The 24,455-nt window shown below is 69.5% G+C and carries 14 protein-coding genes; 10 read left to right on the top strand and 4 right to left on the bottom strand.

Going from position 1 to position 24,455, the window contains the following annotated elements; all coding sequences use genetic code 11:
• The first annotated feature begins 49 nt into the window (after window positions 1-49).
• The 5 genes from G4D83_RS15200 (at window position 50) to G4D83_RS46820 (ending at window position 6,809) form a co-directional block, all read left to right on the top strand.
• A complete protein-coding gene (locus G4D83_RS15200; RefSeq protein ID WP_240356337.1) occupies window positions 50-1,231 on the top strand; it encodes a GNAT family N-acetyltransferase in 1,182 nt (393 codons plus the stop codon).
• A 126-nt stretch (window positions 1,232-1,357) separates the two neighbouring features.
• Complete coding sequence (locus tag G4D83_RS15195) at window positions 1,358-2,353, top strand: NAD-dependent epimerase/dehydratase family protein (RefSeq protein WP_163865452.1); 996 nt, start codon at window positions 1,358-1,360, stop codon at window positions 2,351-2,353.
• A 61-nt stretch (window positions 2,354-2,414) separates the two neighbouring features.
• Complete coding sequence (locus G4D83_RS15190) at window positions 2,415-3,275, top strand: WGR domain-containing protein (RefSeq protein WP_163865451.1); 861 nt, start codon at window positions 2,415-2,417, stop codon at window positions 3,273-3,275.
• Window positions 3,276-3,309: 34 nt separating this feature from the next.
• A complete protein-coding gene (locus G4D83_RS15185) occupies window positions 3,310-4,518 on the top strand; it encodes a substrate-binding domain-containing protein (protein ID WP_163865450.1) in 1,209 nt (402 codons plus the stop codon).
• Window positions 4,519-4,739: 221 nt separating this feature from the next.
• On the top strand, window positions 4,740-6,809 hold the full coding sequence (locus tag G4D83_RS46820; RefSeq protein ID WP_275902372.1) for a glycoside hydrolase family 88 protein: 2,070 nt from the start codon (window positions 4,740-4,742) through the stop codon (window positions 6,807-6,809).
• A 54-nt stretch (window positions 6,810-6,863) separates the two neighbouring features.
• Here the strand turns inward: G4D83_RS46820 and G4D83_RS15175 are convergent, their stop codons facing one another.
• The 3 genes from G4D83_RS15175 to G4D83_RS15165 all read right to left on the bottom strand — a co-directional run bounded on the left by G4D83_RS15175 (window position 6,864) and on the right by G4D83_RS15165 (window position 9,173).
• Complete coding sequence (locus G4D83_RS15175; RefSeq protein ID WP_163865449.1) at window positions 6,864-7,745, bottom strand: aldo/keto reductase; 882 nt, start codon at window positions 7,743-7,745, stop codon at window positions 6,864-6,866.
• A gap of 81 nt (window positions 7,746-7,826) precedes the next feature.
• A complete protein-coding gene (locus G4D83_RS15170) occupies window positions 7,827-8,627 on the bottom strand; it encodes a M14 family metallopeptidase (protein ID WP_163865448.1) in 801 nt (266 codons plus the stop codon).
• Window positions 8,628-8,723: 96 nt separating this feature from the next.
• Entirely contained in the window at window positions 8,724-9,173 is a 450-nt protein-coding gene (locus tag G4D83_RS15165) for a Spy/CpxP family protein refolding chaperone (RefSeq protein ID WP_163865447.1), read from the bottom strand.
• Window positions 9,174-9,513: 340 nt separating this feature from the next.
• Between G4D83_RS15165 and dnaE the strand changes: the two genes are divergently transcribed.
• From dnaE to G4D83_RS15150, 3 genes are all read left to right on the top strand, one after another.
• The gene (dnaE, locus tag G4D83_RS15160) at window positions 9,514-13,065 is read left to right on the top strand and encodes a DNA polymerase III subunit alpha (RefSeq protein ID WP_163865446.1); all 3,552 of its coding nucleotides are present in this window, start codon (window positions 9,514-9,516) and stop codon (window positions 13,063-13,065) included.
• A gap of 74 nt (window positions 13,066-13,139) precedes the next feature.
• Window positions 13,140-13,967 carry a crotonase/enoyl-CoA hydratase family protein gene (locus G4D83_RS15155; protein WP_163865445.1) on the top strand — a complete coding sequence of 276 codons (828 nt, stop codon included), beginning with the start codon at window positions 13,140-13,142 and terminating at the stop codon, window positions 13,965-13,967.
• An 85-nt stretch (window positions 13,968-14,052) separates the two neighbouring features.
• Window positions 14,053-15,093 carry a prephenate dehydrogenase/arogenate dehydrogenase family protein gene (locus tag G4D83_RS15150; protein WP_163865444.1) on the top strand — a complete coding sequence of 347 codons (1,041 nt, stop codon included), beginning with the start codon at window positions 14,053-14,055 and terminating at the stop codon, window positions 15,091-15,093.
• A gap of 76 nt (window positions 15,094-15,169) precedes the next feature.
• Here the strand turns inward: G4D83_RS15150 and G4D83_RS15145 are convergent, their stop codons facing one another.
• Complete coding sequence (locus G4D83_RS15145; RefSeq protein WP_163865443.1) at window positions 15,170-17,800, bottom strand: U32 family peptidase; 2,631 nt, start codon at window positions 17,798-17,800, stop codon at window positions 15,170-15,172.
• A gap of 102 nt (window positions 17,801-17,902) precedes the next feature.
• Here G4D83_RS15145 and G4D83_RS15140 point away from each other — a divergent pair, with 102 nt between their 5' ends.
• Window positions 17,903-18,706: an SDR family oxidoreductase gene (locus G4D83_RS15140; protein ID WP_163865442.1), complete on the top strand. Its 804-nt coding sequence runs from the start codon at window positions 17,903-17,905 to the stop codon at window positions 18,704-18,706.
• Between the two features lie 177 nt (window positions 18,707-18,883).
• On the top strand, window positions 18,884-24,412 hold the full coding sequence (locus tag G4D83_RS15135) for a lamin tail domain-containing protein (protein ID WP_163865441.1): 5,529 nt from the start codon (window positions 18,884-18,886) through the stop codon (window positions 24,410-24,412).
• Window positions 24,413-24,455: the final 43 nt, after the last annotated feature.

The following is a 24,455-nucleotide window of genomic DNA, read 5'->3' as shown; positions in this document are numbered from 1 at the left end:
CTAGGATGCCCCCAGGGTGCGTGAGCGCACCCCTTGGAGGGATGGGGACGTGGACGCGAAGCCGGACGACTTTGGACCGCCGAGAGATGAGCAGGAGTTGTCCGCCGTGGCGGACATCCTGATGCACGCCTACGCGATGACGCCGGCGGACTGCATCGCGTGGAGGCAGCGGCTGGACCCGCGCGACCTGCGGCTCCTGCGCGAGGGCGGGAAGGTGGCGGGCACGCTGGTCTCCATCCGCAAGGGTCAGTGGTTCGGCGGGCGCAGCGTGCCCGTTGTCGGCGTGGGTGGCGTGGGAGTCTCACCGCTGCACCGGGGGCAGGGCACGGCGACCCGGCTGATGACGCGGCTGGTGCAGGAGGCCCGCGAGTCTGGCGCGGCGCTCTCCATCCTCTATCCCGCCACCCAACCCCTCTATCGCCGCGCGGGCTACGAGCAGGCCGGAGCGCGCTACGAGACGCGCGTGCAGATGTCCGCGCTGGAGATGGGCGAGCGCTCGCTGTCGCTGCGAGCCATCGAGTCCCGCGACGAGGACGCCATCGCCGCCTGCTACACGAGCGTGGCCCGCTTCCGTCAGGGCTGGCTGGACCGGAGCGAGTTCTCCTGGAACCGCGTCCGCAACCCGCGCTCCGAGCCCGTCCACGGCTACCTCGTGGAGGGCAGTGCGGGAGTGGAGGGCTACGTCTACCTGGCGCGTCGGCCGCTCAAGGACTTGAAGCAGGAGCTGGCCCTCACGGACATCGTGGCCACCACGCCCGCGGCGGCGCGCCGGCTGCTGCGCTTCCTGGGGGACCACCACTCCCTGGGCACGGAAGTGGTGTGGTACGGCGGCCCCGACGACCCGTTCCTCCTGATGCTGCGCGAGCAGTCCTATTCGGTGAAGGTCTACATGCACTGGATGGTGCGAGTGCTGGACGTCGTCTCCGCGCTGGAGGCCCGAGGCTGGACGCCGGGACTCTCCGGCTCGCTGCACCTGGAGGTGACGGACGAGCTCTTCCCGGAGAACCAGGGGCGCTTCGTGCTGGAGGTGGAGGACGGCGTGGCCCGGGTGAAGCGCGGCGGAGAGGGCCGGCTGCGGCTGGACATCCGCCAACTGGGCCCGCTGTACACCGGCTTCCAGTCCGCGGCCTCCCTGCGCTCGGTGGGGCTGGTGGAGGCGGACGACGCCTCCGTGCAGGCGGCGATGGCGCTGTTCTCCGGGCCGCAGCCGTCCCTGCGGGACATGTTCTAAGGAGAAGGCGGGGCCCCCGATGGGCGCCAGGTCGCTCGAATGAGGGGCCCAAGGCCGTCGGGTGGCTACCGCGCCGAGGGCGGGTGGTGGTAGGAGCCCGAGACCTCATTGCCAGGGGAGCAGTCCATGCGGGCGTTCGTCACCGGCGGTTCCGGTTTCGTGGGCAGGTACCTTCTCGCGGCGCTCAAGGCGCGCGGCGACGAGGCTCGGGCGTTGGCGCGCTCTCCGGAGTCCCTCGCGACGGTGGCGGCGGCGGGCGGGGAGCCTTTCGAGGGCGACCTGTCCGACGTGGCGAAGCTGCGCGCGGGCATGGAGGGCTGCGACACCGTCTTCCACTCGGCCGCGCTGGTGAAGTCGTGGGCGCCTCGCGCGGAGTACTACGAGGCCAACGTGCGCGGCACGGAGCGGGTGCTGGAGGCCGCTCGCGCCGCCGGGGTGAAGCGGCTGGTGCACGTCAGCACGGAGGCGGTGATGGCGGACGGCACGCCGCTCGTGAAGGTGAACGAGACGTGGCCGCTGCCGGAGCGCCCCATCGGCGACTATCCCTCCACCAAGAACGAGGCGGAGCGCCGGGTGCTGAGCGTCAACTCCGCGGACTTCACTACCGTGGCGGTGCGTCCGCGCCTGGTGTGGGGACGCGGAGACACGTCGGTGCTGCCGCAGATGGTGGACGCGGTGCGCAGCAAGCGCTTCAAGTGGATAGGGGATGGTCGCTACCTGACGTCCACCTGCCACGTGGCCAACTGCGTGGAGGGCATGCTGCTGGCGGCGGAGAAGGGCCGAGGCGGCGAGGCGTACTACCTCACCGACGGCGAGCCGGTGGTGTTCCGGGAGTTCGTCACCGCGATGCTCAAGTCGCAGGGCGTGGACCCGGGCAACAGCTCCATTCCCTATGGCCTTGCCGCGCTGGTGGCCACGGTGGCGGACCTGGCGTGGGGCACGCTCGGGCTGCCGGGCCGACCGCCGCTCAGCCGCACGGAGGTGCTGCTGATTGGACGTGAGGTGACGGTGAGCGACGAGAAGGCCCGCCAGGAGCTGGGGTACGAGGGGCGGGTGCCGCGCTCCATGGGCCTGAAGGAGATGGAGACGGAGTTCCAGGAGCGGTCTTCGCGCGCCGCGTGAGGCGCGACAGGTGCGCATGAGCTAGCCTGGAGGGCCGGCCGATGCGCGAGGAGGATGGGCCATGCGAAGGTTCGAATTCGTCGAGGGAACCAGCTCCAAGTTCTGGCAGCCGGAGGTTCAGGGCAACACCTTCATCGTCACCTACGGCCGCATCGGCACCGCCGGGCAGCGCAAGGAGAAGGCGTTCCCCGACGCCGCGGGCGCCGAGCGTGAGTACGAGAAGAAGGTCGCGGAGAAGGTGCGCGAGGGTTATCGCGAGGTGACGGCCGAGGGTGCCGCGGCGCCCGCTCCCGTCGCCGCCGCGCCGCGCGCGCCCGAGAAGACGCCGCTGCCCCTTCGCGTGCCTGTCGCGAAGCCCACGCCGGAGACGCTCAAGGCCGCCGCGGACGCGCTCGCGGGACTGCGGGCCCGGCTGGGTTGGCGAAGCTGGGAGGTGACGTCTCGCGCCCGGAGCGCGCGCAGGGCACTGCGGGCGCTCGGTGGCGTGGACCCCGCGAAGCACGCGGAGCTGGCCTCCACGTTCGATGCGCTGATGGCGCGCGTCGTCGTCGCGCCGAAGGAGGGCCGGCTGCCGCTGCGGCATGCGCTGGGCCTGTTGAGCGAGCTGGACGTGGCGGCCTTCTCCCGCGCGGTGGATGCGTGGCGTCGCGCGCCGGAGACGGAGGCGCTGGCCATGGTGCGGCGGGCCGAGTCGCTCGGTGAGCCGGAGCTGGCGCTGCGGCTGGGGCTGTTGCTCGCGGAGCGGCCAGGCATGAAGGGCAGCGCGTCCGAGGAGGGCTGGGGCAAGCGCTGGGGCCAACTGCGTCCGCATGTCGAGGCGAAGCTGACGTCGTCGGGTGGCTCGCTGACGGAGTGGGTGAAGGGTGTGAGCGCGGGGAGTGATGCGCAGCTCGCCGGTCGGCTCTCGCGCCTGGAGGCGTGAGGCAAGACTCGGCGCGAGGGGGGCGCATCGACACATGACACCCAAGGTTCTCATCGTCGTCGGGCTCTTTCTCGCGCTGGGCGGGGTCCTCTATCTGACCTCCAACCGGGAGCCGCCTCCGCGCGGTGTCCAGGAGGCCGGCACGCCCGAGCCCACGTCGCCCCGGCCTCCGAGGCCCGGCGAGGTGGTGGACGTCTCGTTCCTCTACAGCACGGAGAAGAAGGAGTGGGTGGAGGCCGCGGCGGAGGACTTCCAGAAGCAGCATCCCCACATCCGGCTGAAGCTGGTGGGGCGTGGGTCGCTGGAGGCGGCGCAGGCCATCCTCGACGGCCGTGAGCAGCCCACGGTGTGGAGCCCGGCGGACAGCGCGGTGTTGCGCATGCTGGCCTCCGACTGGGCCACGGACCCCGAGCGCAAGCCGCTGTTCGCCGAGGAGGGCGAGCAGGCTCCGCGCCCGCTGGTCATCACCCCGCTGGTCTTCGTGGTGTGGGAGGACCGGGCGGAGGTGCTGCGCAAGGCGAGCGGTGGCGGCGCGGTGTCGTGGAAGGTGTTGCAGAAGGCGGTGACGAGTCCCCAGGGCTGGCCGGCGATTGGTGGCAAGCCGGAGTGGGGGTTCGTGAAGCTGGGCCACACGGACCCGACGCGCTCCAACTCCGGACTCCAGGCGCTGCTGCTTGCGACGCTGGAGTACTACGGCAAGCGCGGCGGGCTCACGGTGGCGGACCTGTTGGAGCCGCGCTACCAGGACTGGATGAAGGCGTTGGAGCGAGGTGTCACGCGCTTCGAGCCTTCCACGGGCACCTTCATGGCGGACATGGTCCGCTTCGGCCCGTCCCGCTACGACATCGCGGTGGTGTACGAGAACCTGGCCATCGCCCAGCTCTCCCACGCTCAGGGGCGGTGGGGGGAGCTGCGGGTGTACTACCCGGCGCTCACCTTGTGGAGCGACCACCCCGCAGCCGTGCTCCAGGCGGACTGGGTGACGCCCGCGCAGAAGGCGGCGGCGGTGGAGTGGCTGCGTTATCTGCAGAGCCGTCCGGTGCAGGAGCGCGCGTTGTCGTTCGGCTTCCGTCCGGCGGACCCGGCGGTGCCGCTGAAGACCGATGACCCGGAGAATCCCTTCACGAAGCTGGCCGCCCACGGTGTCCGCGTGGACGTGCCTCCCGTGGCGGAAGTGCCCGACGGGCCGGTGGTCCGCGACCTGCTGACGCTGTGGCAGCGCGTGTTGACCTCCGGTCGTTAGCGCGGCGGGCCACTCGCTGGCCGCCGGGCCCTGGGGACTGACGGCGCGGGTCGGCACTTCACATTCGCGTCGTCGCGTACCTGTCACCTCACCGCTGAATCGGACCCGGAGCCGTGGGGCGCTGCTCTCCGCGGGCGTGCGGCCGCTCGTCGTCATGCCAGGGCCTCCCTGGTTCCGAGGTGGGCACGCGGCCACCTTGGCGGCGGTGATGGGAGGGGTGCATGACGAGAGCTGCTCAGGGGACGAGGAGGGCCATGGGGGCGCTGTGGCTGGTGTTGCTGCTGATGACGAGCACGGCCCAGGCGTTCACCGACGCGGATGCGCTGAAGGTGGTGGGCTTCGCGAGAACGCAGCTGCGAAAGACGGCCACCGCCATGCCGAACACGTCGCGCTCACCCAAGGCCTCGCGCGCCGACGGAACGTGGTCGACGGTGGCCAATACGGACGCGGTGGCGTGGACGCAGGGCTTCTTCCCGGGGAGCATGTGGCACCTGTTCCAGGCGGGGCTGGAGCCTTCGTGGCAGCAGAAGGCCGACCAGTGGACGCGGCCCCTGGAGGGACAGAAGACGAACCGGCAGACGCACGACCTGGGCTTCAAGCTGTTCACGAGCTACGGCGCGGCGTACCGGCTCACGGGAGACCCGTACTATCGCGGCGTGCTGCTGACCGCGGCCGAGTCGCTCGCCACGCGCTACAACTCGCGCATCGGCATCATCGATTGCTGTGATTGGAACTCGGCGTGGGACGTGCCGCTCGTCACGGACACAATGATGAACCTGGAGCTGCTGCTGTGGGCCGCGGCGAACGGGGGCCGCGCGGAGCTGCGGACCATGGCCCTCAACCACGCGCTCACCACGCTGCGGGATGCCGTGCGTCCGGATGGCAGCTCATTCCACTACGTGGACTACAACGCCGCGACGGGGGCCATCCGCTCGAAGGGCACGTTCCAGGGGTACTCCACGAACTCCACCTGGGCGCGGGGCCATGCGTGGCTCATCTATGGGTACACCATGGTGTACCGGTACACGGGGGACGCGCGGATGCTCGCGGCGGCGCGCAAGGTGACGGACTGGTACCTGGACCACGTGCCGGCGGACATGGTGCCGAAGTGGGATTTTGACGCGCCGGGCACGCAGAAGGACTCCTCGGCGGCGGCGGCGGTCGCCTCGGCGTTGTTGGAGTTGAGCACCCTGGAGACGGATGCCGCGCGGAAGGTGCGCTACCGGGACGCGGCGCTGCGCACGTTGGACACGCTGGTGTCGCCCGCGTACTTCGCGCAGGGCACCAACAGCCCGGGCCTGTTGTTGCACGGCGTGGGACACCTGCCCGCCAACCAGGAGATTGATGTCAGCCTCATCTACGGCGACTACTACTTCCTGGAGGCGGTGCTCCGCTTCAACCCGAACCCGCCGTACCCCTGGTACTCGAAGGTCGCCTTCTTCGAGAGCCAGCACCTGCTCGGCGCTACGAACACGGGCGTGCGCACCGTCGAGTTCGATGTGACACCGCTCGCCTTTCCACAGGACGGAACGGTGGGCTACGCGGACAGCTCCACGTCGGTGACCGGCTACTCCTCGCTGAACCTGACGGTGAGGATGAACCTGGATGGGTACTTCGACGTGCGCAACGGTGGCGCCTACGCGTCGCTGGTCCGGGTGCCCTACGTGAGCGGCCAGACGTACCACGTGCGCCTCGTCGCGGACCTGCCCGCGCAGCGCTACAGCGTGTGGGTTCGCCCTCCGGGAGGGAGCGAAGTGCAGATCGCCAACCGGTATGTCTTCCGAACCGGGGCGCCGTCCATCAACGACCTGGGCCGCGTGTCCGTGAGGACGGTCATCGCGGACAGCGACTTCCGGGTGACGGGGCACACCGTGAGGCCCGGTGGGGCGACCGCCGCTGGCGAGGCCGACGAGGTGGCGGCTCTGTCGGTGGCGTCACCGGAGGGCATCGAGGGCGGGGCGACCGCCATCGGCGGCGCTGACGAGGTGGCGGTCCTGTCGATGGCTTCGCCGGTGGGAGTCGAGGGCGAGGGCGTGGGGCCCGTACTCACGGAGCCCACGGACGATGCGGCGTTGCTGGAGCAGCTCGCGGACTTCGAGCGCTGGGGCCCGGTGTCGGAGAACCCCGCGCCCGGTGACGTGGACGAGGTCGCCGTCGCCAACGCGGCCCGGCGCGTGGCCAACGAGGCGATGCCCGAGGGCTTCGGATGCGGCGCCGCGGGCGCACTGCCACTCCCGCTGCTCCTGCTCGCGCTGCGCAGCTGGCGTCAGCGTCGACGCAAGCAGCACTGAGGACATGCGTGACGGCGGCCCGCTCCTCGTCTCATCGAGGGGCGGGCCGTGCGCTCAAATCACGCCGTCCCAGCCCGCGTCGTTCCGACGGAATGCCTCGCGAAGCGCGGAGACCCGCGCCTCGGGGAGCGGGCCCTTCGCCAGCAGCCGGACATTGCGCAGCAGGTTGTCCAGATTGGCGGTGCCGACGATGCAGGTGTTCACCCCGGGGGCATGGGCCGTGAAGCGCAGCGCCAGCTCACTCCAGTCCAGGTCACCCGGGTCCACGGCCATGGCCTTCATCCGCTCCCAGTACTGACCCACGTCATGCGCGGCGGGCCGCGTGTCGAAGCGCCACGCCGCGTTGCCCAACGGCCGCTTCGCGATGACGCCCACGCCCAGCTCCCGCGCGCGAGGCACGCCCGCGTCGAGCGCGCGCTGGTCGAACACGTTGACGGAGGTCTGCACGCTGCCGAAGGCGCCGTTGGACAGCGCCACCTGGAGGGCCGCGTTGTCTCCCGAGTATGCGGCCACGCGCACCTTGCCCTGGGCCACGGCCCGTCGCAGCGCATCCACCAGCTCCGCGCGCTGGAGCACCTCACTGGGACACGAGTGGAAGTGCAGCACGTCGATGACGTCCGTGCGCAGCCGCCGCAGCGCCTGGTCCACGCCGAGGGTGATGCACTCGGGCGTCCAGTCCTCCACCCCAGGCACGCCGTAGCCGCACTTGGTGGACAGGAGGAACTCCCGCCTGCGCCCGGAGAGGAACCGGCCGATTCGCTCCTCGGACAAGCCATAGCTGGGCGCGGTGTCGATGAGGTTGAGGCCCGCGTCCAGCGCGCCATTCAGCAGCGCGGACGCCGCCCGGTCATCCAGGTCGGCACTGCCCACCTGGCCCGCGCCGAGGCCGAGCACCGACGTCTCCAGTCCAGTTCTTCCCAGCGGACGACGCTCCACGGTGCCAGCCTCCTCGCAAGCCCCGTGCACGGGACCCGCGCACGGGAGCATGTCACGACGAGGCGCGCGCGTGAGCCCGGGTCAGCGGACTCCGCGAGCGGCCAGGTCGATGAAGCCTCGAATCCAGAGGAGGTTCACCGCATGGCACGCGTCCATGCTCATGGGCGTGGTGGTCTCCAGCGTCGCCGTGTAGGGCACGCCCTGGCGCATATACCAGTCGGTGACGCTGCCATCGTGATACACGATGAGCCCGTCCTCGTCGGTGACGTTCTGCTCGTCGACCTTCTGGTTGCGCACCACCGTCGCGTACTTGGACGCGGCCTCGACGAAGGGGCGATAGACGGCCTTGTCTCCAAAGACATACGCGTACGTCGCGGCGCCACCCAGGTAGTTGTCCTGGTGGATGTCCAACGCCGCGTCCGGCGGACGGAAGCGCGCCAGGTCCGAGCGCACCAGGCGCGTCTCCTTGGGCCCGCCATCGAAGAGGGCCCAGCGCAGGTGGTCCTGGCCCTCGTTCAGCTCGCCGCGCCACTCACCGGGCGCCACCTCGTAGCGCATGAAGTCGTTGTTGGGCTTCTCGCCGGAGCGGTTGTAGCGGGTGCCGTCCTCGAAGCCGGAGGGGTTGATACAGGGATACACGCGCAGGCCCACGCCGCGTTGCCGGGCATAGGCCACCACCTCGGGGAAGCGCTCGGCCAGCGTGAGCGGGCCCGCGGGCTCCTCTCCGTGGAAGCCCGAGGTGATGACCAGCCAACGCTCTCCCGGCACGGTGATGCGGAAGAGGGGGTAGGGCTGGCCACCCTCCAGGACTTGTCCATACTCGGCCACTTCACCAAGGTTCTCGAACGAACGGATGCGTTGCGCGTAGTCGGTGTATCTCACACCTGCAACCTATGCGTGACGCTCCCCGCCGCCTACCCATTCCTACCCGCGGACATGGGTGGGCGTTGAGTGGGGGACGCGCTCCCCCAGGGCGGGTCACTTCATGCCGGTGCGCTCACGGAACTCCGTGGCCAGCTCCTTGCGCTGCTCCGGCGTCAGCGTGCCGTGGACCTCCAGCGCGGCATCCGTCGCCTGGTGTGCAAACGCGCGCATGGCGTCGATGCGCTCGTCCACCAGCGCGTGGAGCTTCTGCGCGTCGGGCTTGTCCGACTCGAGCTGGGTGACGACGTCCGAGCGCACCGCGTGCTGCTCCACCGCGAGCTTCGCGCCCTGGTCGAAGAGGCGGTCCTTCACGGCGTTGATGGACTGGCGCTGCGCGTCCGTGGCGTCGAGGTCATCCAGCTTGTCGTTCAGCTTCCACGACACCATCTGCTTGATGCGCTCGGGGTCTCTGCCCCAGCCATGGTGACCTCCGCGGAAGGCGAATCCGCTGAGCAGGACGACGGCGACGACGGCGGAACCGGCGATGGCGAGCTTCTTCATCATGGGGCACTCTCCGAATGCGGGACCCGACGTGGGCCCGGGTGGCTTCGCCGTGATTGGCGACGTTGCCCAATGTGCCGGGCCGCTTTATGGGGCGCTTGTACCGGGCGTGAAGAAGTATGAAGCCTCGGGGCCCTGGATTTCTCCCCGGGTGTGCCCGCCTGGACGCCTGGAGGGAGAGCTTGGTCCCACGGGTCCAAGGTGCCCCGATTTCGGGCGGCACTCCGCCTTTCCGCTCCTGACAGAACGGCTTGCGGGGCCGATTTATCGGCCTGTGGGACGTGCCGCGCGGAGGTGTTCGAGAGAGTAGCGGGAGGCCTGGGCCGAACGTAGTGTTCGGGCCATGTCCTTTACCCACCTCCACCTGCACACTCTCTACTCACTGCTCGATGGGGCCATCCGGATGAAGGACCTCATCAAGACGGTGAAAGAGAAGGGGATGACGAGTGTCGCCGTGACGGACCACGGCAACATGTTCGGGGCCATCGACTTCTACAAGAAGGCGAAGGACGCGGGCATCAAGCCCATCCTCGGCATGGAGGCGTACGTCGCGGGCCCCAAGGGTCGCGAGGACCGCTCGGAGAAGGTCTCCCACCACCTCATCCTGGTGGCGAAGAACGCGGAGGGCTACGCGAACCTGCGCTACCTCTCCTCCACCGCGTACATGCAGGGCTTCTACTACCACCCGCGCATCGACAAGAAGGTGCTCGCGGACCACAGCAAGGGCCTCTTCGCGTTGACGGCGTGCCTCGGTGGTGAGGTGACGAGCGCGTGCTTCCGCGGCGACATGGACCACGCCCGCCGCGCGGCCCAGGAGTACAAGGACATCTTCGAGCCCGGGCACTTCTTCCTGGAGGTGCAGTCCAACGGGATGCCCGAGCAGGACAAGGCGAACGAGAACCTGTTCCAGTTGTCGCGGGACATGGACCTCCCGCTGTGCGCCACCGCGGACGCGCACTACATCAAGCGCGAGGACGCGCGCGCACACGAGCTGCTCATGTGCATCGCCAGCGGGAAGACGCTGGCGGACAGCAAGCGGATGAAGCACGCCACGGACAAGCTCTACGTCACCAGCCCGACGGAGATGCTGGAGTTCTTCAAGGACATCCCCGAGGCCGTCCACAACACCCAGCGCATCGCCGAGCAGTGCAACCTGGAGCTGAAGCTGGGCAAGCCCATGCTGCCCACGTTCAAGGTGCCGGACAGCCACACGCCGGACAGCTTCATGTCGGAGCTGGCCTACGAGGGCCTGCGCGAGCGCTTCATCGAGCTTGCGGCCACCGTCAAATATCCCATCGACCGCGAGCAGTACCAGGCGCGCCTGACGCTGGAGCTGGGCGTCATCCAGAAGATGGGCTTCAGCGGCTACTTCCTCATCGTCCAGGACTTCATCAACTGGGCGAAGAAGATGGGCATCCCCGTGGGCCCCGGCCGTGGCTCCGGCGCCGGCAGCCTCGTCGCGTACGCGCTGCGCATCACCGACGTGGACCCGATTCCGTACAACCTCCTGTTCGAGCGCTTCCTGAATCCGGAGCGCGTGTCGATGCCCGACTTCGATATCGACTTCTGCCAGGACCGGCGGGACGAGGTCATCCAGTACGTCGGCCGCAAGTACGGCGAGATGAACGTGGGGCAGATCATCACCTTCGGCTCACTGAAGGCGAAGAGCGTGCTGCGCGACGTGTGCCGAGTGTTCGCGCTGCCCTTCAGCGAAGGTGACCGCATCGCGAAGCTGGTGCCGGAAGTCCTCAACATCACCTTGAAGGAGGCCATCGAGATGGAGCCTCGCCTCAAGGAGATGATGGAGAAGCCCTCCAACATCGGCGAGGTGGAGGGCAAGCCCGTCACCACGAAGGACGTGCTGGAGATTGCCCTCGCGCTGGAGGGCCTGCACCGCCAGCCGGGCATGCACGCGGCCGGCGTGGTCATCGCCGACAAGCCGCTGTGGGAGTTCGTGCCCGTCTACCAGCCGCCGGGTGAGAAGACGCTCATCACCCAGTTCGCCAAGGACGAGGTGGAGGCGGCGGGCCTGGTGAAGTTCGACTTCCTCGGCCTGAAGACGCTCACCGTGATTCAGCACGGGTTGGATTTGGTGAAGCGCAACCATGCCAAGGACATTCCGCGGCATGAGATTCCGCTGAATGACGACAAGGTCTGGGAGTTGATGGCCAAGGGCGACACGGCCGGCGTCTTCCAGATGGAGTCGAGTGGCTTCACGGAAATGGTGGTGAAGCTCAAGCCGTCCTGCTTCGAAGACGTCATCGCCGCGGGTGCGCTCTACCGCCCGGGTCCGCTGGACTCCGGCATGGTGGATGTCTTCATCAATCGCAAGCACGGCCGGGAGAAGGTGTCGTATCCGCACCCCGCGCTGGAGCCGGTGCTCAAGGACACGTACGGCGTCATCGTGTACCAGGAGCAGGTGATGCAGATTTCGCAGGTCCTGGGTGGGTACACCCTGGGCCGCGCGGACCTGCTTCGCCGCGCCATGGGCAAGAAGAAGGCCGAGGTCATGCAGGCCGAGCGGGCCGGCTTCCTCGAGGGCTGCGCGAAGAACAACGTCGACCTGAAGGTGGCCGGCGAAATCTTCGACCTGATGGAGAAGTTCGCGGAGTACGGCTTCAACAAGAGCCACTCGGCGGCGTACGGCCTCGTCACCATTCACACCGCGTGGCTGAAGGCGCATTACCCCTGCGAGTTCATGGCGGCCCTTCTCTCCAGCGAGAAGGACAACACGGACAAGGTGGTGAAGCACATCGGCGAGGCGCGCGAGTCGGGCCTCCAGGTGTTGCCGCCGGATGTGAATCAGTCGGACCTCCAGTTCGGCGCGGTGGAGGGGAAGATTCGCTTCGGGCTGGGCGCCATCAAGGGCGTGGGTGAGGGCGCCATCGAATCCATCCTGGAGGCGCGCAAGGACGGCTCCTTCAAGAGCCTCTTCGACTTCTGCGAGCGCGTGGACAGCCGGCGCGTCAACAAGAAGGTGTTGGAAGCGCTGGTGAAGGCGGGCTCGTTCGACTTCGAGAAGCGTCCGCGCCGGCAGATTTTCGACACGATTGAGCGCGCGATGAACCGCGGCTCGTCCAGCCAGAAGGACAAGGCGGCGGGGCAGAGCTCGTTGTTCGGCATGCTGGCGGGGCCTGCTTCGGGTGGCGCCGCGATGAAGGACGACTACGTCGCGGTGGAGGAGTGGTCGGAGAAGGAGCGGCTGGCGCTGGAGAAGGAGGCCATCGGCTTCTACGTGTCCGGCCATCCGCTGCATCAGTACGACAAGGAGCTCAAGCGCTACGCGAAGCCGATTACGGCGGTGCAGCGCGCGCGCAAGGACGACAAGCTCACGGTGGCGGGCGTTGTCACGGTGTTGCGCGAGCGGCCCACGAAGACGGGCAAGCGCATGGCCTGGGTGACGATTGAAGACCTGTCCGGGTCGATTGAGCTGGTGTGCTTCCCGGGCAAGGACGGCACGCGCAACGTGATGGGACGGGACGGCAAGTGGGCGAAGCAGGGGCCCAAGCCGGGGTTCGAGAACTGGGAGCACCTGCTCAAGTCGGACGACCCGATTCTGGTGACGGGGACGGTGCAGATCAGCCAGCGCGACGAGGACTCGCCCACGCCGGAGTTGATTGTCGACGACATCCAGAGCCTGAAGGAGGTGCGTGAGAAGCGCACCAAGCGGCTGGAATTGCGCGTGCCGGCGGACCTGCTGACGGAGGACCGCGTGGCCAAGCTGCATGAGCTGGCGAAGAAGTACGCGGGGGCGACGCCGGTGGCGGTGAGTGTGTTGTTCCACGGTGAGGCGGAGGCGCTCATCGGGAACACGTCGCTCAAGGTGCAGGTGCATGACGACCTGCTGCTGGCCGTGGACCGGCTGTTTGGAATGCGGGTGGTGGAGTTCGGGTGACGGTGGGGTGCTTCGGCACCACACTGCTTCCGCGTGGGTGAGGTACGGTTCGCCCACTCACGCGGGAGGCCGTCATGGACACCACCTACAAGTCGCTGCGCATCGAGAAGGCGGATGGAGTCGCCGAAGTGATTCTCCAGGGCCCCGGTCGCGGCAACGCCATGGGCCCGGACTTCTGGCGGGAGATGCCTGAAGCCATCCGCGCGCTCGACGAAGACGAGTCCGTGCGCGTGGTGCTCGTCCGGGGCAACGGTGACAACTTCACCTACGGCCTGGACCTGATGGGGATGATGGAGTCCCTGGGGCCGCTGCTCACTGGGGACACCAATCTGGCCCTGGAGCGCACGAAGCTCTTGAAGCTGATTGGCGACATGCAGCAGGCCACCGAGGGTGTCGCCCGCTGTCGCAAGCCGTTCATCGCCGCCGTGCATGGCTGGTGCATCGGCGCGGGCATGGACCTCATCGCCGCGAGTGACTTCCGCTACTGCTCCCGCGATGCGAAGTTCTCCCTGCGCGAAGTGAAGGTCGGCATCGTCGCGGACATGGGCGCCCTCCAGCGCCTTCCCCGCATCATCGGCGAGGGCCACACTCGCGAGCTGGCCTACACCGGTGGCGACGTGGATGCAGAGCGTGCCCTCCGCATGGGACTCGTCAACGACGTCTTCCCGTCGGCCGAGGAGCTGCTCACCCACGCCCGCGCCACCGCGCGACGCATCGCCGAGAACCCGCCCCTCGTCGTCCAGGGTGCCAAGCAGGTGATGGAGTACTGCGCGGATAAGTCCACGTCGGACGGCCTGCGCTACGTCGCGGTGTGGAACTCCGCGTTCCTCCAGTCGCATGACCTCGCCGAAGCCTTCTCCGCCTTCGCCGAGCGACGCCCCCCGAAGTTCGTGGGGCGGTGAGCCCGCCCCTCTCACGAGGGGCTTTCGCCCGCTGCGCTCACAGTGCGAGGATTCCCATGAAGTCGAGGCTCGGGAGTCCCACGGAATGACGGAGACGGTTGGGTTGCTGGGCTACGGGCGCTTCGGTCGCGCCCTCTCGGGGTTGCTGTCCGACGCGGGCGTGCCGCACAGCGTGTTCGACCCGAGGCAGGACGAAGTTCCTCCGAAGTTGCAGGCCACCTCGCTCGCGGAGCTGACCTCGCGCTCCACGGTCCTCGTCCTGGCGATGCCCGTCACCGCCATGCACGACGCGCTGACCGCGCTGCGCCCCATGTTGTCGCCCACCCAGCTCGTCATCGACGTGGGCAGCGTGAAGGTGCGGCCGGTGCAGGTGCTCGCCTCCGTGCTGGGGCGTGACATTCCCTGGGTGGGCACGCATCCGCTCTTCGGCCCCGCGAGTCTCGCGCGAGGAGATGCCCGGCGCACCGTGGTGTGTCCCAACTCGCTTCACTCCGGAGCCACGCATCGGGCCCGCGCCCTTTTCGAGCGGCTCGGCTGCGCGGTGACGGAGATGTCACCGGAAGCGCATGACGAGCTGATGGCTCGCACCCATGTGCTCACGTTCTTCCTGGCCCATGGGCTCGTGAAGGCGGGAGTGGGGAAGGACCTGCCCTTCGCTCCGCCCAGCTTCCAGCCCGTGGCCCGGCTGGAGGAGTACGCGCGCACGGAGGTTCCCCACCTCTTCAACGTCGTGCAGTCGGAGAACCCCTATGCGCGCGAGGCCCGCGCGGGGCTGCTCGACGCGCTCACGGAGCTGCACCAGGGGTTGGAGGCCTCCGCGAAGGCCATTCGCACCCCAGCCGCGCCTCCCGCGCTGCTGGACGTGCGTCAGCGCATCGACCAGGTCGACCGCGAGCTGGTGGCCCTGCTGGCGCGTCGGGCTCGGCTCGTCCAGGAGGCGGCCCGTGTGAAGTTGGAGCACGGACTTCCATTCCCCGACACGGAGCGGGAGTCGTCCATGCTCGACATCCGACACGCCTGGGCGGAACACGATGGGCTCCACACAGGTGCGCTGGACGACGTCTTCCACGCCGTGTTGCGACTGTGCCGCGACACCGCGAGCACGAGCACCGATTCGGTGGCGTGAGGCCTCTCATCGGCTGATGAGAGCTGCCCCCGGGCCTTGCGGCACTGCTCGCGGACTCACACCGCGAAAGGCAGTCTCAGCGCTGCACGGTGAACGTGGGATTGAGCACCTTCATCGTCCCCTTCGTCACGCCGAACTGCTCATGCACGGCCGCGCGGCGCACGGTCTCCGCCGGTGAGATACGGCCCGCGAGCAGCTCCTGATACGCGCCCAGCACGCGCGTGGCCTCCTCGCGAGACTCCCGGACGAACTCCACCCGGAATCTCCGCACGCCACGCGCCAGCAATGAAGGCACCAGTGACGCCGCGCTCTGTGCCTGCGCGTTGAACACCGTGTTGCGGCAGCCCACGTCCACCACCACCGGATGCTCCAGGCCCTTGTGGTCTCGCAGCGACAACCGGTGCTTCTCACACGGACGTCCACAGCTCTTGAAGTCGCGCCCGTGCGACAGCGTGTGCGAATACACGCAGTGCTCGGTGTGGAACGTCGAGATGTGGTGGTGCACCGCCACCGCGAAGCGCTCGGCGGGCAGGTGCTCCAACATCGCGCCCAACTGCACCGCGTCCAAGTCATGCGCGAAGGTCAGCGTGTCCAATCCCAACCCGAGCAGATGGAGCGCCGTCACGGAGTTGGTGACGTTGAGCGAGAAGTCGCCATGCAGCGCGGGCCGCGTCTCCCCCGGAGCGAAGGGCCGCTCCAGGAAGTGCATCATCGCGCCCCAGTGCCGCGCCAGCACCGCGTCCGGCTTCAGCTTCGCGATGCGCGCGTCGTAGCCCTCCTCTCCGGGCTTTTGCACCCGCACCGTCGCAATCGTCACGCGCAGCCCCGCCGCGCGCGCCCGCTCGACCGCTCGCTGGAGGCCCACCAGCTCCATCCAGTCCAGCTCCACCTCCGGCAGCCCCGCGGCAATCACCGCCTCGAGCTGCTCGTCCGTCCGGCACAGCGGCAACAGCCGCGCGCCCTCGGCCGCGGGTGACGCGACGACGCGCTCCCGCTGCGAGGCCCGCACCTCCTCCAGCACCGCCGTCTCCCGCACCGTGCGCGCCGGCCCGCGCGACACCGTCTCCGTCAGCTCCGCCACCAGCGAGCGACGCAGCGCCTTCAGCTCCGACACCGGCAGATGCAGTCCCGACTCGAGCGCCGTCGTGTCCAGCTCCGTCAGGTGGAACGACGTGCCACCCAGCGCCGCCAGCTTGTCCTTCAGCAGCGCCGCATCCATCCCGCCACCGCGCGCCTGCGCCAGCGGCACCGCGCTCGACGCCGTGGCCACATGGCCTCCTCGCGCCGTGCCCATCACCACCAGCGGACCACCGGCCGTCCCCGACACCGTCAGCGCCAGCGGGACACGGCCCTCGGGCTCACCCTGCGCCAGCAGCTCCTCGGTGTGCTTCACCAGGGAGGGATCACTCGTCACCCAGACGCGCTGCCCCCGCGTCACCCGAGCCATGTCCGGCCCGGGATTGCCGAAGCCCAGCACCCAGCCGTCACCCCTGCGCTCGACGCGGAACAGCGGCCCGCCCGCCTCGTGCTTGTCCTCCGGGTGACCATCGTCGAAGACCACGCCCATGCCCGGGCGAGGGGACAGCTCCGCGGCCACCGGCGCATCACCCTCCAGCGGAGACGACACCTTGCCCTGCGGCGCCGCCGGCTTCGTCCGCGCGTCGTCCTGCCCCAGCCCGCCCGTCCACGGACGTCCCTCCGGGTCCTCCGCCACGAGCACGTCGCGACCCTGCACCGCCTCCACCACGCCCAGGTACGCGCCCCGGTGCTTGGGGAAGCGCCCCTCCACCAGCGTCTGATGGTCCGAGCCCGCGAAGAAGCCGTGCGAGAAGCCCCGGCTGTACGACAGCGTCATGTCGGCCAAATCGCGGCGCAGCGCCCCCGTGTCCGCCTTGCCCGCCGCCACACCGTCCACCCAACGCCGATAGCCCTGCACCGCCGTGGCCACGTACTGCGGCCCCTTCTGTCGGCCTTCAATCTTCAGCGAGTGCACGCCAATCTCGATGAGCTTCGGCACCGCCATGACGCCAGCCAGGTCCTTGGGGCTGAGCAGGTAGCGCACGTCGCCCAGGTCCTTCGTCTGCCCGTCCACCACCAGGTCATACGGCAGCCGACACGACTGCGCGCACTGGCCCCGGTTCGCCGAGCGTCCACCCCATGCCTCGCTGGTGAGGCACTGGCCGCTCCACGACATGCAGAGCGCGCCGTGGATGAACACCTCCAGCTCGATGTCCGTCTCCGACGCCAGTCGCCCAATCTCCGCCACCGACAGCTCGCGCGGCACCACGATTCGCGTGGCACCCAGACCGCGAGCGAAGCGTGCACCCTCCGCGCTCGAAATCGTCATCTGCGTGGAGGCATGGACCTCCATCCGCGGACACACCGCGCGCGCCACCAGCGCGATGGCCGGGTCCTGGACGATGAGCGCGTCCACGCCCGCGGCGGCCACGCGGCGCAGGATGTCCTCCACCACCGGCAGCTCCGGCTCGAACACCAGCGTGTTCATCGTCAGGAACGCACGGGCCCCCGCGCGGTGCACCAGCGCCAGCGTCTCGGGCAGGGTGGCGAGCGAGAAGTTCTCCGCCCGGGCCCGGGCATTGAAGCCCTCGTCCAGCCCGAAATAGATGGCGTCCGCGCCACTGGCCAGCGCGGCCTTCATCGAGTCGAGGTCACCAGCGGGGGCCAGGATTTCAGGACGACGGCGCATGGTTTTGCCCTCTACCACAGCGAGCCCTGGCACGCGCCCGTGGACGCAGTGCGGGAGGTTCTGTTCAAGTCGCCGCCAGGTTGCTTCCACAGGAGACGAGTCATGGCTGAAGGCGTGTTCAAGGACGGGCTGCTGGCGGGCAAGGTGGCGTTCATCTCGGGCGGCAGCAGCGGCATCAACCTCGGCATCGCCGAGGCGTTCGTGAAGGCGGGCGCCAAGGTGGCCATCAACGGCCGCAACGTGGAGAAGCTGGAGGGCGCGGTGAAGGGCCTCCAGGCCCACGGCACCGCCATGGGCGTGGCCGCGGACGTGCGCGACTATGCCTCCGTGGAGAAGGCGCTCCAGACGGTGCGCGACGCGTACGGTGAAATGGACATCCTCATCTGTGGCGCCGCGGGCAACTTCCCCGCGCCCGCGCTGGGCATGTCCTCCAACGGCTTCAAGGCCGTGATGGACATCGACGTGCTGGGCACCTTCAACCTCTGTCGCGCCGGCTTCGAGCACCTGCGCAAGCCCGGCGCCTGCGTCATCAACATCTCCGCGCCCCAGGCCTATCTGCCCATGGCCATGCAGGCCCACGTGTGCGCCGCCAAGGCCGGCGTGGACATGCTCACCCGCGTGCTGGCGCTCGAGTGGGGCGGCGCCGGCGTGCGCGTCAACGCGATTACCCCCGGCCCCATCGAGGACACCGAGGGCATGCGCCGCCTGGCCCCCAGCCCGGAAGGACACGAGAAGCTCGCCCAGGCCCTGCCGCTCCAGCGCTTCGGCACCAAGACGGATATCTCCCGGCTCGCCCTCTTCCTGTCCTCGGAAGGCGCGTCCTACATCACCGGCTCCATCATGGTCTGCGATGGCGGCCAGTCCCTGCTGGGCGGCGCCGCGCTGATGGCGGCCATGGGGATGTAGCCAGTCCCCAAGGCTCGAGAGGAGGCTGGGGCACCCACGACCTCCTCCTGGGTGGGATTTGTTGTAACTGCAAACTTGTGGCGTGGGTCTACGTGGAGGCGCGATGTCTGGTACAAGGCATCGCACCTCGCGAGCGGAGTCTTCCCTGGGGGGACTGCTCGCATCCCGGAGACACGCATGTCCGTACGCCTTGCCCCGTCAGCCCGACTCCTCGGGTTGGCTGTGTTGAGCCTTGGCCTGTTGCTTGGCTGTGGCGATGACCCGAAGCCCCTGCCGTTGCCGGTGCCCTCGACGCTTCCGGACGCCACCGCGTCCACCGTGTCCCTGACGCCGACGAGGGAGCTGCTGGCGGACGGCGCGGACCGGGGCGAGGTCACCGTCATCGTGAAGGGCAAGGACGGCGCGCTGCTCGCGGGACGTTCGGTGATGGTGGCGGTGGCGGGCGAAGGCAACACGGTGACGCAGGCGGGGCTGACGGACAGCCAGGGTGTCGCCGTCGCCTTCGTGGTGTCCACGCGCGCGGGCGTAAAGCGGGTGACGGTCTCCGTCGCCGCCGAGGGAGGCGCGGTGGTGCTCGCCTCGCAGCCCTCGTTCACCTTCGTCGCGCCGGTGGCCACGCGGCTGGCGTTCTCCACGTCGGCCGTGGAGGCCACGGCGGGCGCGGTCATCAACAGCCTGGAGGTGCGCTTCCTCGACTCCCAGTCGCGACTCGTCCCAGGTGCGACGGCGCCGGTGACGCTGTCGCTGGCGGCGAACCCGGGGGCCGCGACGCTGGAGGGGACGCTCACCGTGGTGCCGGTGGACGGCGTGGCGCGCTTCACGGACGTGGTGCTGAAGAAGGCCGGCGCGGGCTTTCAGCTCCTGGCGGCGGCGACGGGCGTGGAGAACGCGACGACGGAGACCTTCACGGTGGTGCCGGCCGAGGCGGCCTCGCTGGAGCTCGCCGGCCTGACGCTCACCGCGGTCGCGGGTGCGACGCGCGAGGTGCAAGTGACGGTGTGGGACGCGTTCGGCAACGTGGCCACGAACTACACGGGCACGCTGGTCGTGCGGTCCACGGACGCCACGGCCTCGCTGCCCGCGTCCCATGTCTTCACCGCGACAGATGCGGGACACTTCACCTTCGCGGGCATCGTCCTCAAGCGGGCGGGCAGCCACCAGGTCACCGTGCAGGACGTGGGCGTCGCCACGCTGAGCGGTCTTCAGAATGTGGGCGTGGTGGCGGGGGAGCCCTCGACGCTGGCGTTCACCCAGGTGCCCACGTCGGGCTCGGCGAGCACTGCGCTGTCCTCGGTGGAGGTGTCGCTGCGGGATGGCTTCGGCAACACGTCGGCCGTGGGGGCGCCCCGCGTGACGGTGTCGCTGGTGGAGGCCGGTGACCTCGCCGGCGTCGTGGAGGTGGCGCCGGTGGAGGGCGTGGCCCGCTTCACCGGGCTTCGCGTGAGCACGGAGGGCAGCTTCCACCTCCGGGCCAGCGCGCCCGGCCTGACGGCCGTGGACAGCACCGCCATCGCCATCGTGGATGACGTGCCGCCCGCGCGGCCCACGCTCTCGGTGGGAACGCTCGGCGCGGATTTCGCGACGGTGACGTGGGTGGCCGTGGGGGATGACGGCAACGCGGGACGGGCGCTGTCACAGAGCCTGCGCTACTCCCTGGCCCCCATCACCACCGATGCGGAGTTCATCGCGGCGACGCCGGTGGGAGGCGTGAATGCTCCCGCCCAGTCGGGCACCACCGAGTCCGCCCAGCTCACCGGCCTGGTCGCGAACCAGACGTACCATGTCGCGCTGCGCGTGGAGGACAACCGGGGCAACACCGCGCTCTCCAACAGCCTGTCCTTCCAGACGCTGAACTCCGACGTGACGCAGGTGGCGTTCACCACGCAGCCGGCAAACGGCACCGCGGGCCAGTCGCTCGCGGACGTGGGCGTCTCCCTGCTGAACGCGCAGGGCGAGGTCGTCACCACGAGCAACCTGCCGGTGACGCTGACGCTGGTGGGCGGCACGGGCTTCGAGCCGAAGCAGGTCTCCGCCGTGTCCGGCGTGGCCCTCTTCTCGGGCCTGCGCGTCGACACCACGGGCACCTATCGCTTCCAGGCCAGCGCGAACGGCCTCACGGTGCAGAGCGCGGAGTTCGTCATCGCGGCGGGCGCGCCGTCGCGGCTGGCGCTCACGGGGCTGGTGGCGCCCGTCGTCGCGGGGCAGTCCCAGAGCGTGGAGGTGGCGCTGTTCGACGACTTCAACAACGTCGCCCAGGGCTACATGGGCACGGTGCGCTTCACGTCCACGGACCCGGCGGCGGAGCTGCCCGGCGACTACACCTTCACGGCGCAGGACCAGGGTCGCCACGTCTTCACGGACGTGGTGCTGTTGACCACGGGGCCTCGCCGCGTGACGGCGACGGACACGGCCAACGCGCAGCTCACGGCCTTCCTCGAGGTGGAGGTGACGAACGACGCGGGCCACCACCTGGTGCTGGAGGGGCTTCCGGCGCAGGTGGCGGCGGGCAGCAGCCACGAGCTGACGCTCAGCGTGAGGGATGGCTCCGGCAACCTCGTCACGGGCTACACCGGCGAAGTGGACTTCGCTTCGGACGACCCCCGCGCCACGCTCCCTCCCGAGCATGTCTTCACCGCCGAGGACGCGGGTCGCTACACCTTCAGCGTGACGCTGGAGACCTCCGGCGGGCACTCCATCACCGCGTCTGAAGTGGGCAGCTCCCGGTCCGCTTCCCAGAACACGCAGGTGTCTTCGGGGGCCGCGGAGTCGCTGACGCTGGGGCTGTCCACGACGACGCCGGCCGCCGGACAGGCGGTGGTGGCGACGGTGACGCTGATGGACGCCTATGGCAACCAGGCCTCCAGTTATCGGGGCACGGTGGTGCTGAGCGTGGCGCAGGACCCCGGGGCCTCCGTCCCGGGCGCGTACACCTTCACCGAGGCGGACGAAGGCCGGCACGCCTTCAACGTGACGTTCGCCCAGGCGCAGGCGACGACGCTGTCCGCCGTGGACACGCAGCAGGCGACGCTGACGGCCTCCGAGGCCGTGACGGTGGGCGCGGGTGTGGCCACGGCCCTTCACGTGGTGCCCGTGACGGGGCCGCTGACGGCCGGTGTCGTGCAAGCCTTCTCCGTCAGCGCGAGGGACCGCTTCGGAAACCTGTCCCGCGACTACCTGGGCACGGTGCAGCCCTCGTCGACGGACGCGCAGGCGGGGCTGCTCACCGCCCACACGTACACCTCCGCGGAGCAGGGTGAGCACACCTTCTCCGTCACGCTGCGCACGGCGGGGACGCAGACCGTCACCTTCGCGGACTCGGGGCTCGCGGTGTCGGAGGCGCTCCAGGTGACGGTGGAGGCCGCGGCTCCGGAGCGGCTGGGCTTCGTCTCGGTGCCGGCCTCGGCCTCGGTGCGTCAGGTGTTCCCCGAGGTGCGCGTGTCCGCGCAGGACGCGTTCGGCAACACGACGTCCTCCCAGACGCCTGTCGTGACGCTCGCGCTCTCGGGCGGCGGAGGGCTCGAAGGCGACGTCACGGCCACCGCCGTCGCGGGGGTGGCGCGCTTCACCACGCTCTCGGTGGTCCACGAGGGCGACTACACGCTGACGGCCTCCGTGTCAGGCGCGAGCCTGACGGTCGCCTCCAGCGCGCTGTCCATCATCGACGACCAGGTGCCGGCGAAGGTGGCCACGCTGGAGGCGAGCGTGGTGGGAACCGACTCCGTGCGGCTGCGCTGGGTCGCCACGGGGGATGATGGCCAGCTCGGCCAGGCCGCGTCCTACCAACTGCGCTACGGCCTGGCGCCGCTGAACGAGACGAACTTCGAGACGGCCGTGCTGGTGCCCACCGGCGCGCCCGGCCTGCCCGGCACGCAGGAGGAGGTGACCGTCGCGAGCCTCCCCACGGGCCGCACGTATCACTTCGCCGTGCGCGTGCTGGACGGCGCGGGCAACACCGGCCTGCTGACGGGCACCTCGTTGGATTTGCCCGGCGAGTGCGGCAGTCACGTCTGCGCGCCCCGCGCTTCCGAGTGCTCCGCGTCCGGCGTGGAGGTCGTGACGTACGAAGCCACCTGCGAGGTGCTCGCGGGCGAGCCGACGTGCCGCTATGTGCCCACCTCGACGACGTGCCCCGGCGCGGATGCCGTCTGCCACCAGGCCGCGTGCACCACGGCGGCGGCGCCTGGGGAGCGCTCGCTCATCATCACCGAAATCATGGCCTCCCCGAGCGCCGGGACGACGGAGTACATCGAGGTGACGAGCACGTCCGACGCGCTGCTCAACATCAACGGCCTGTCGCTCATCTCCTCGGGCACGAGCACCGTCTCGGTGGACCGGGGCGCGGGCGCGGCCGTGGTGCTGCCGGCGCGCGGCATCCTGGTGCTGGCGAGCAACGCGGACTTCGCCACCAACGGCGGCGTGGCGGCCGACTACAGCTACGGAAACGGCCTGGACCTGGAGGCCACGGGCCAGTTGTCCCTGCGGGTGAACGGCGTGGTGATGGACGACGTCACCTATGACGAGGAGTTCCCCCAGCAGACGGGCCGCTCGCTGAGCCTGTCCTCGGAGCTGGTGGGCAGCACCGCGAGCCGCTACTCGTGGTTCTGGTGCGCCTCCAGCGACGAGCTGTCGGGCGGAGACAGGGGAACGCCGGGCCTGCCCAACGAGACGTGTGGCGTGGTCATCCAGCCGCCCGTGGAGTTCTGCGCCATCGAGTCCCCCAAGTCGTTCCCGTCGGCGATTGCGCCGGGCTCCTCCCACGAGGTCACCAGCCGCGTCTACGAGCCGCAGGTGACGACGCGCAGCACGTCGGGCAATGACCGCTTCCCGTACCTCGTGTCGGAGCTGGGCTACGGCACGGACGCCAACGCGCCCGAGTCCTGGACCTGGGTGCCCGCGACGCCGAACCCCAGCTATGGCGCGCTCGGTGGCAACGACGACGAGATGTTGGCCACCCTCCAGATTCCCGCGAACGGGAGCTACCTCTACGGCTTCCGCTACCGCTTCACGCGCGGCCCGGTGGGCGCCGACACGTGGGTCTACTGCGACCAGAACGGCGTCGTCGCTCCGGGCGTCCCGGCGAACTACGGCACCGTGACGGTGGACGAAGTCGTCCCCGTGTCGAACCACGTGGTCATCAGCGAGGTCAGCGGCCGTGGCGTGACGTCACAGACGGACGAGTTCGTCGAGCTGTACAACCCGACGAACCAGGCCGTGGACCTGAGCGGCTGGATGCTCCAGTACAAGTCGGCGACGGGGACCACGTACTCGGGCACCTTCGTGATTCCCGCGGGCAAGGTCATCCCGGCGCACGGCTACTTCCTGCTCGCGCACACGGGCTACACCGGAACCGGAGCGCTGGCCGCGGATGCGACGTGGTCCGGCTTCGACATGTCGGCCTCGACGACGGCGGGCGGGCATGTCCGCATCGGCCGGGACTTGACGACGCCCTCGCCCATTGAAGTGGACAAGCTGGGGTGGGGCACGGCGAACACGCCGGAGGGCGGCGCGAGCGGTCCGTCCCATCCGGCGGCGGGTGGCAGCATCGAGCGCAAGGCGCTGCCCACGTCCACGCAGGCCACGATGGCGGAGGGCGGCTCCGACGCGAGCCGGGGCAATGGTTCCGATACGGACAACAACGGGGCGGACTTCGTGATTCGCGCTGCCCGCCAGCCGCAGAACTCCGCCAGCGTCACCGAGCTTCCGTAGTCCTCGGGACAACTCAAGCGGGAGGGGAGGCCGTCCTGGCTGT

Source organism: Myxococcus eversor, from assembly GCF_010894455.1.
Classification (GTDB): Bacteria; Myxococcota; Myxococcia; order Myxococcales; family Myxococcaceae; genus Myxococcus; species Myxococcus eversor.
This window is presented reverse-complemented; position numbering and strand designations above follow the sequence as displayed.

Excerpts from the sequence above, each read along its gene's own strand:
- G4D83_RS15150 (WP_163865444.1), top strand. The coding sequence starts at position 14,053 with ATGACGGAGACGGTTGGGTTGCTGGGCTACGGGCGCTTCGGTCGCGCC.
- G4D83_RS15155 (WP_163865445.1), top strand. The coding sequence starts at position 13,140 with ATGGACACCACCTACAAGTCGCTGCGCATCGAGAAGGCGGATGGAGTC.
- G4D83_RS15145 (WP_163865443.1), bottom strand. The coding sequence starts at position 17,800 with ATGCGCCGTCGTCCTGAAATCCTGGCCCCCGCTGGTGACCTCGACTCG.
- G4D83_RS15190 (WP_163865451.1), top strand. The coding sequence starts at position 2,415 with ATGCGAAGGTTCGAATTCGTCGAGGGAACCAGCTCCAAGTTCTGGCAG.
- G4D83_RS15135 (WP_163865441.1), top strand. The coding sequence starts at position 18,884 with ATGTCCGTACGCCTTGCCCCGTCAGCCCGACTCCTCGGGTTGGCTGTG.
- G4D83_RS15195 (WP_163865452.1), top strand. The coding sequence starts at position 1,358 with ATGCGGGCGTTCGTCACCGGCGGTTCCGGTTTCGTGGGCAGGTACCTT.
- G4D83_RS15140 (WP_163865442.1), top strand. The coding sequence starts at position 17,903 with ATGGCTGAAGGCGTGTTCAAGGACGGGCTGCTGGCGGGCAAGGTGGCG.
- G4D83_RS46820 (WP_275902372.1), top strand. The coding sequence starts at position 4,740 with ATGACGAGAGCTGCTCAGGGGACGAGGAGGGCCATGGGGGCGCTGTGG.
- G4D83_RS15165 (WP_163865447.1), bottom strand. The coding sequence starts at position 9,173 with ATGATGAAGAAGCTCGCCATCGCCGGTTCCGCCGTCGTCGCCGTCGTC.
- dnaE (WP_163865446.1), top strand. The coding sequence starts at position 9,514 with ATGTCCTTTACCCACCTCCACCTGCACACTCTCTACTCACTGCTCGAT.
- G4D83_RS15185 (WP_163865450.1), top strand. The coding sequence starts at position 3,310 with ATGACACCCAAGGTTCTCATCGTCGTCGGGCTCTTTCTCGCGCTGGGC.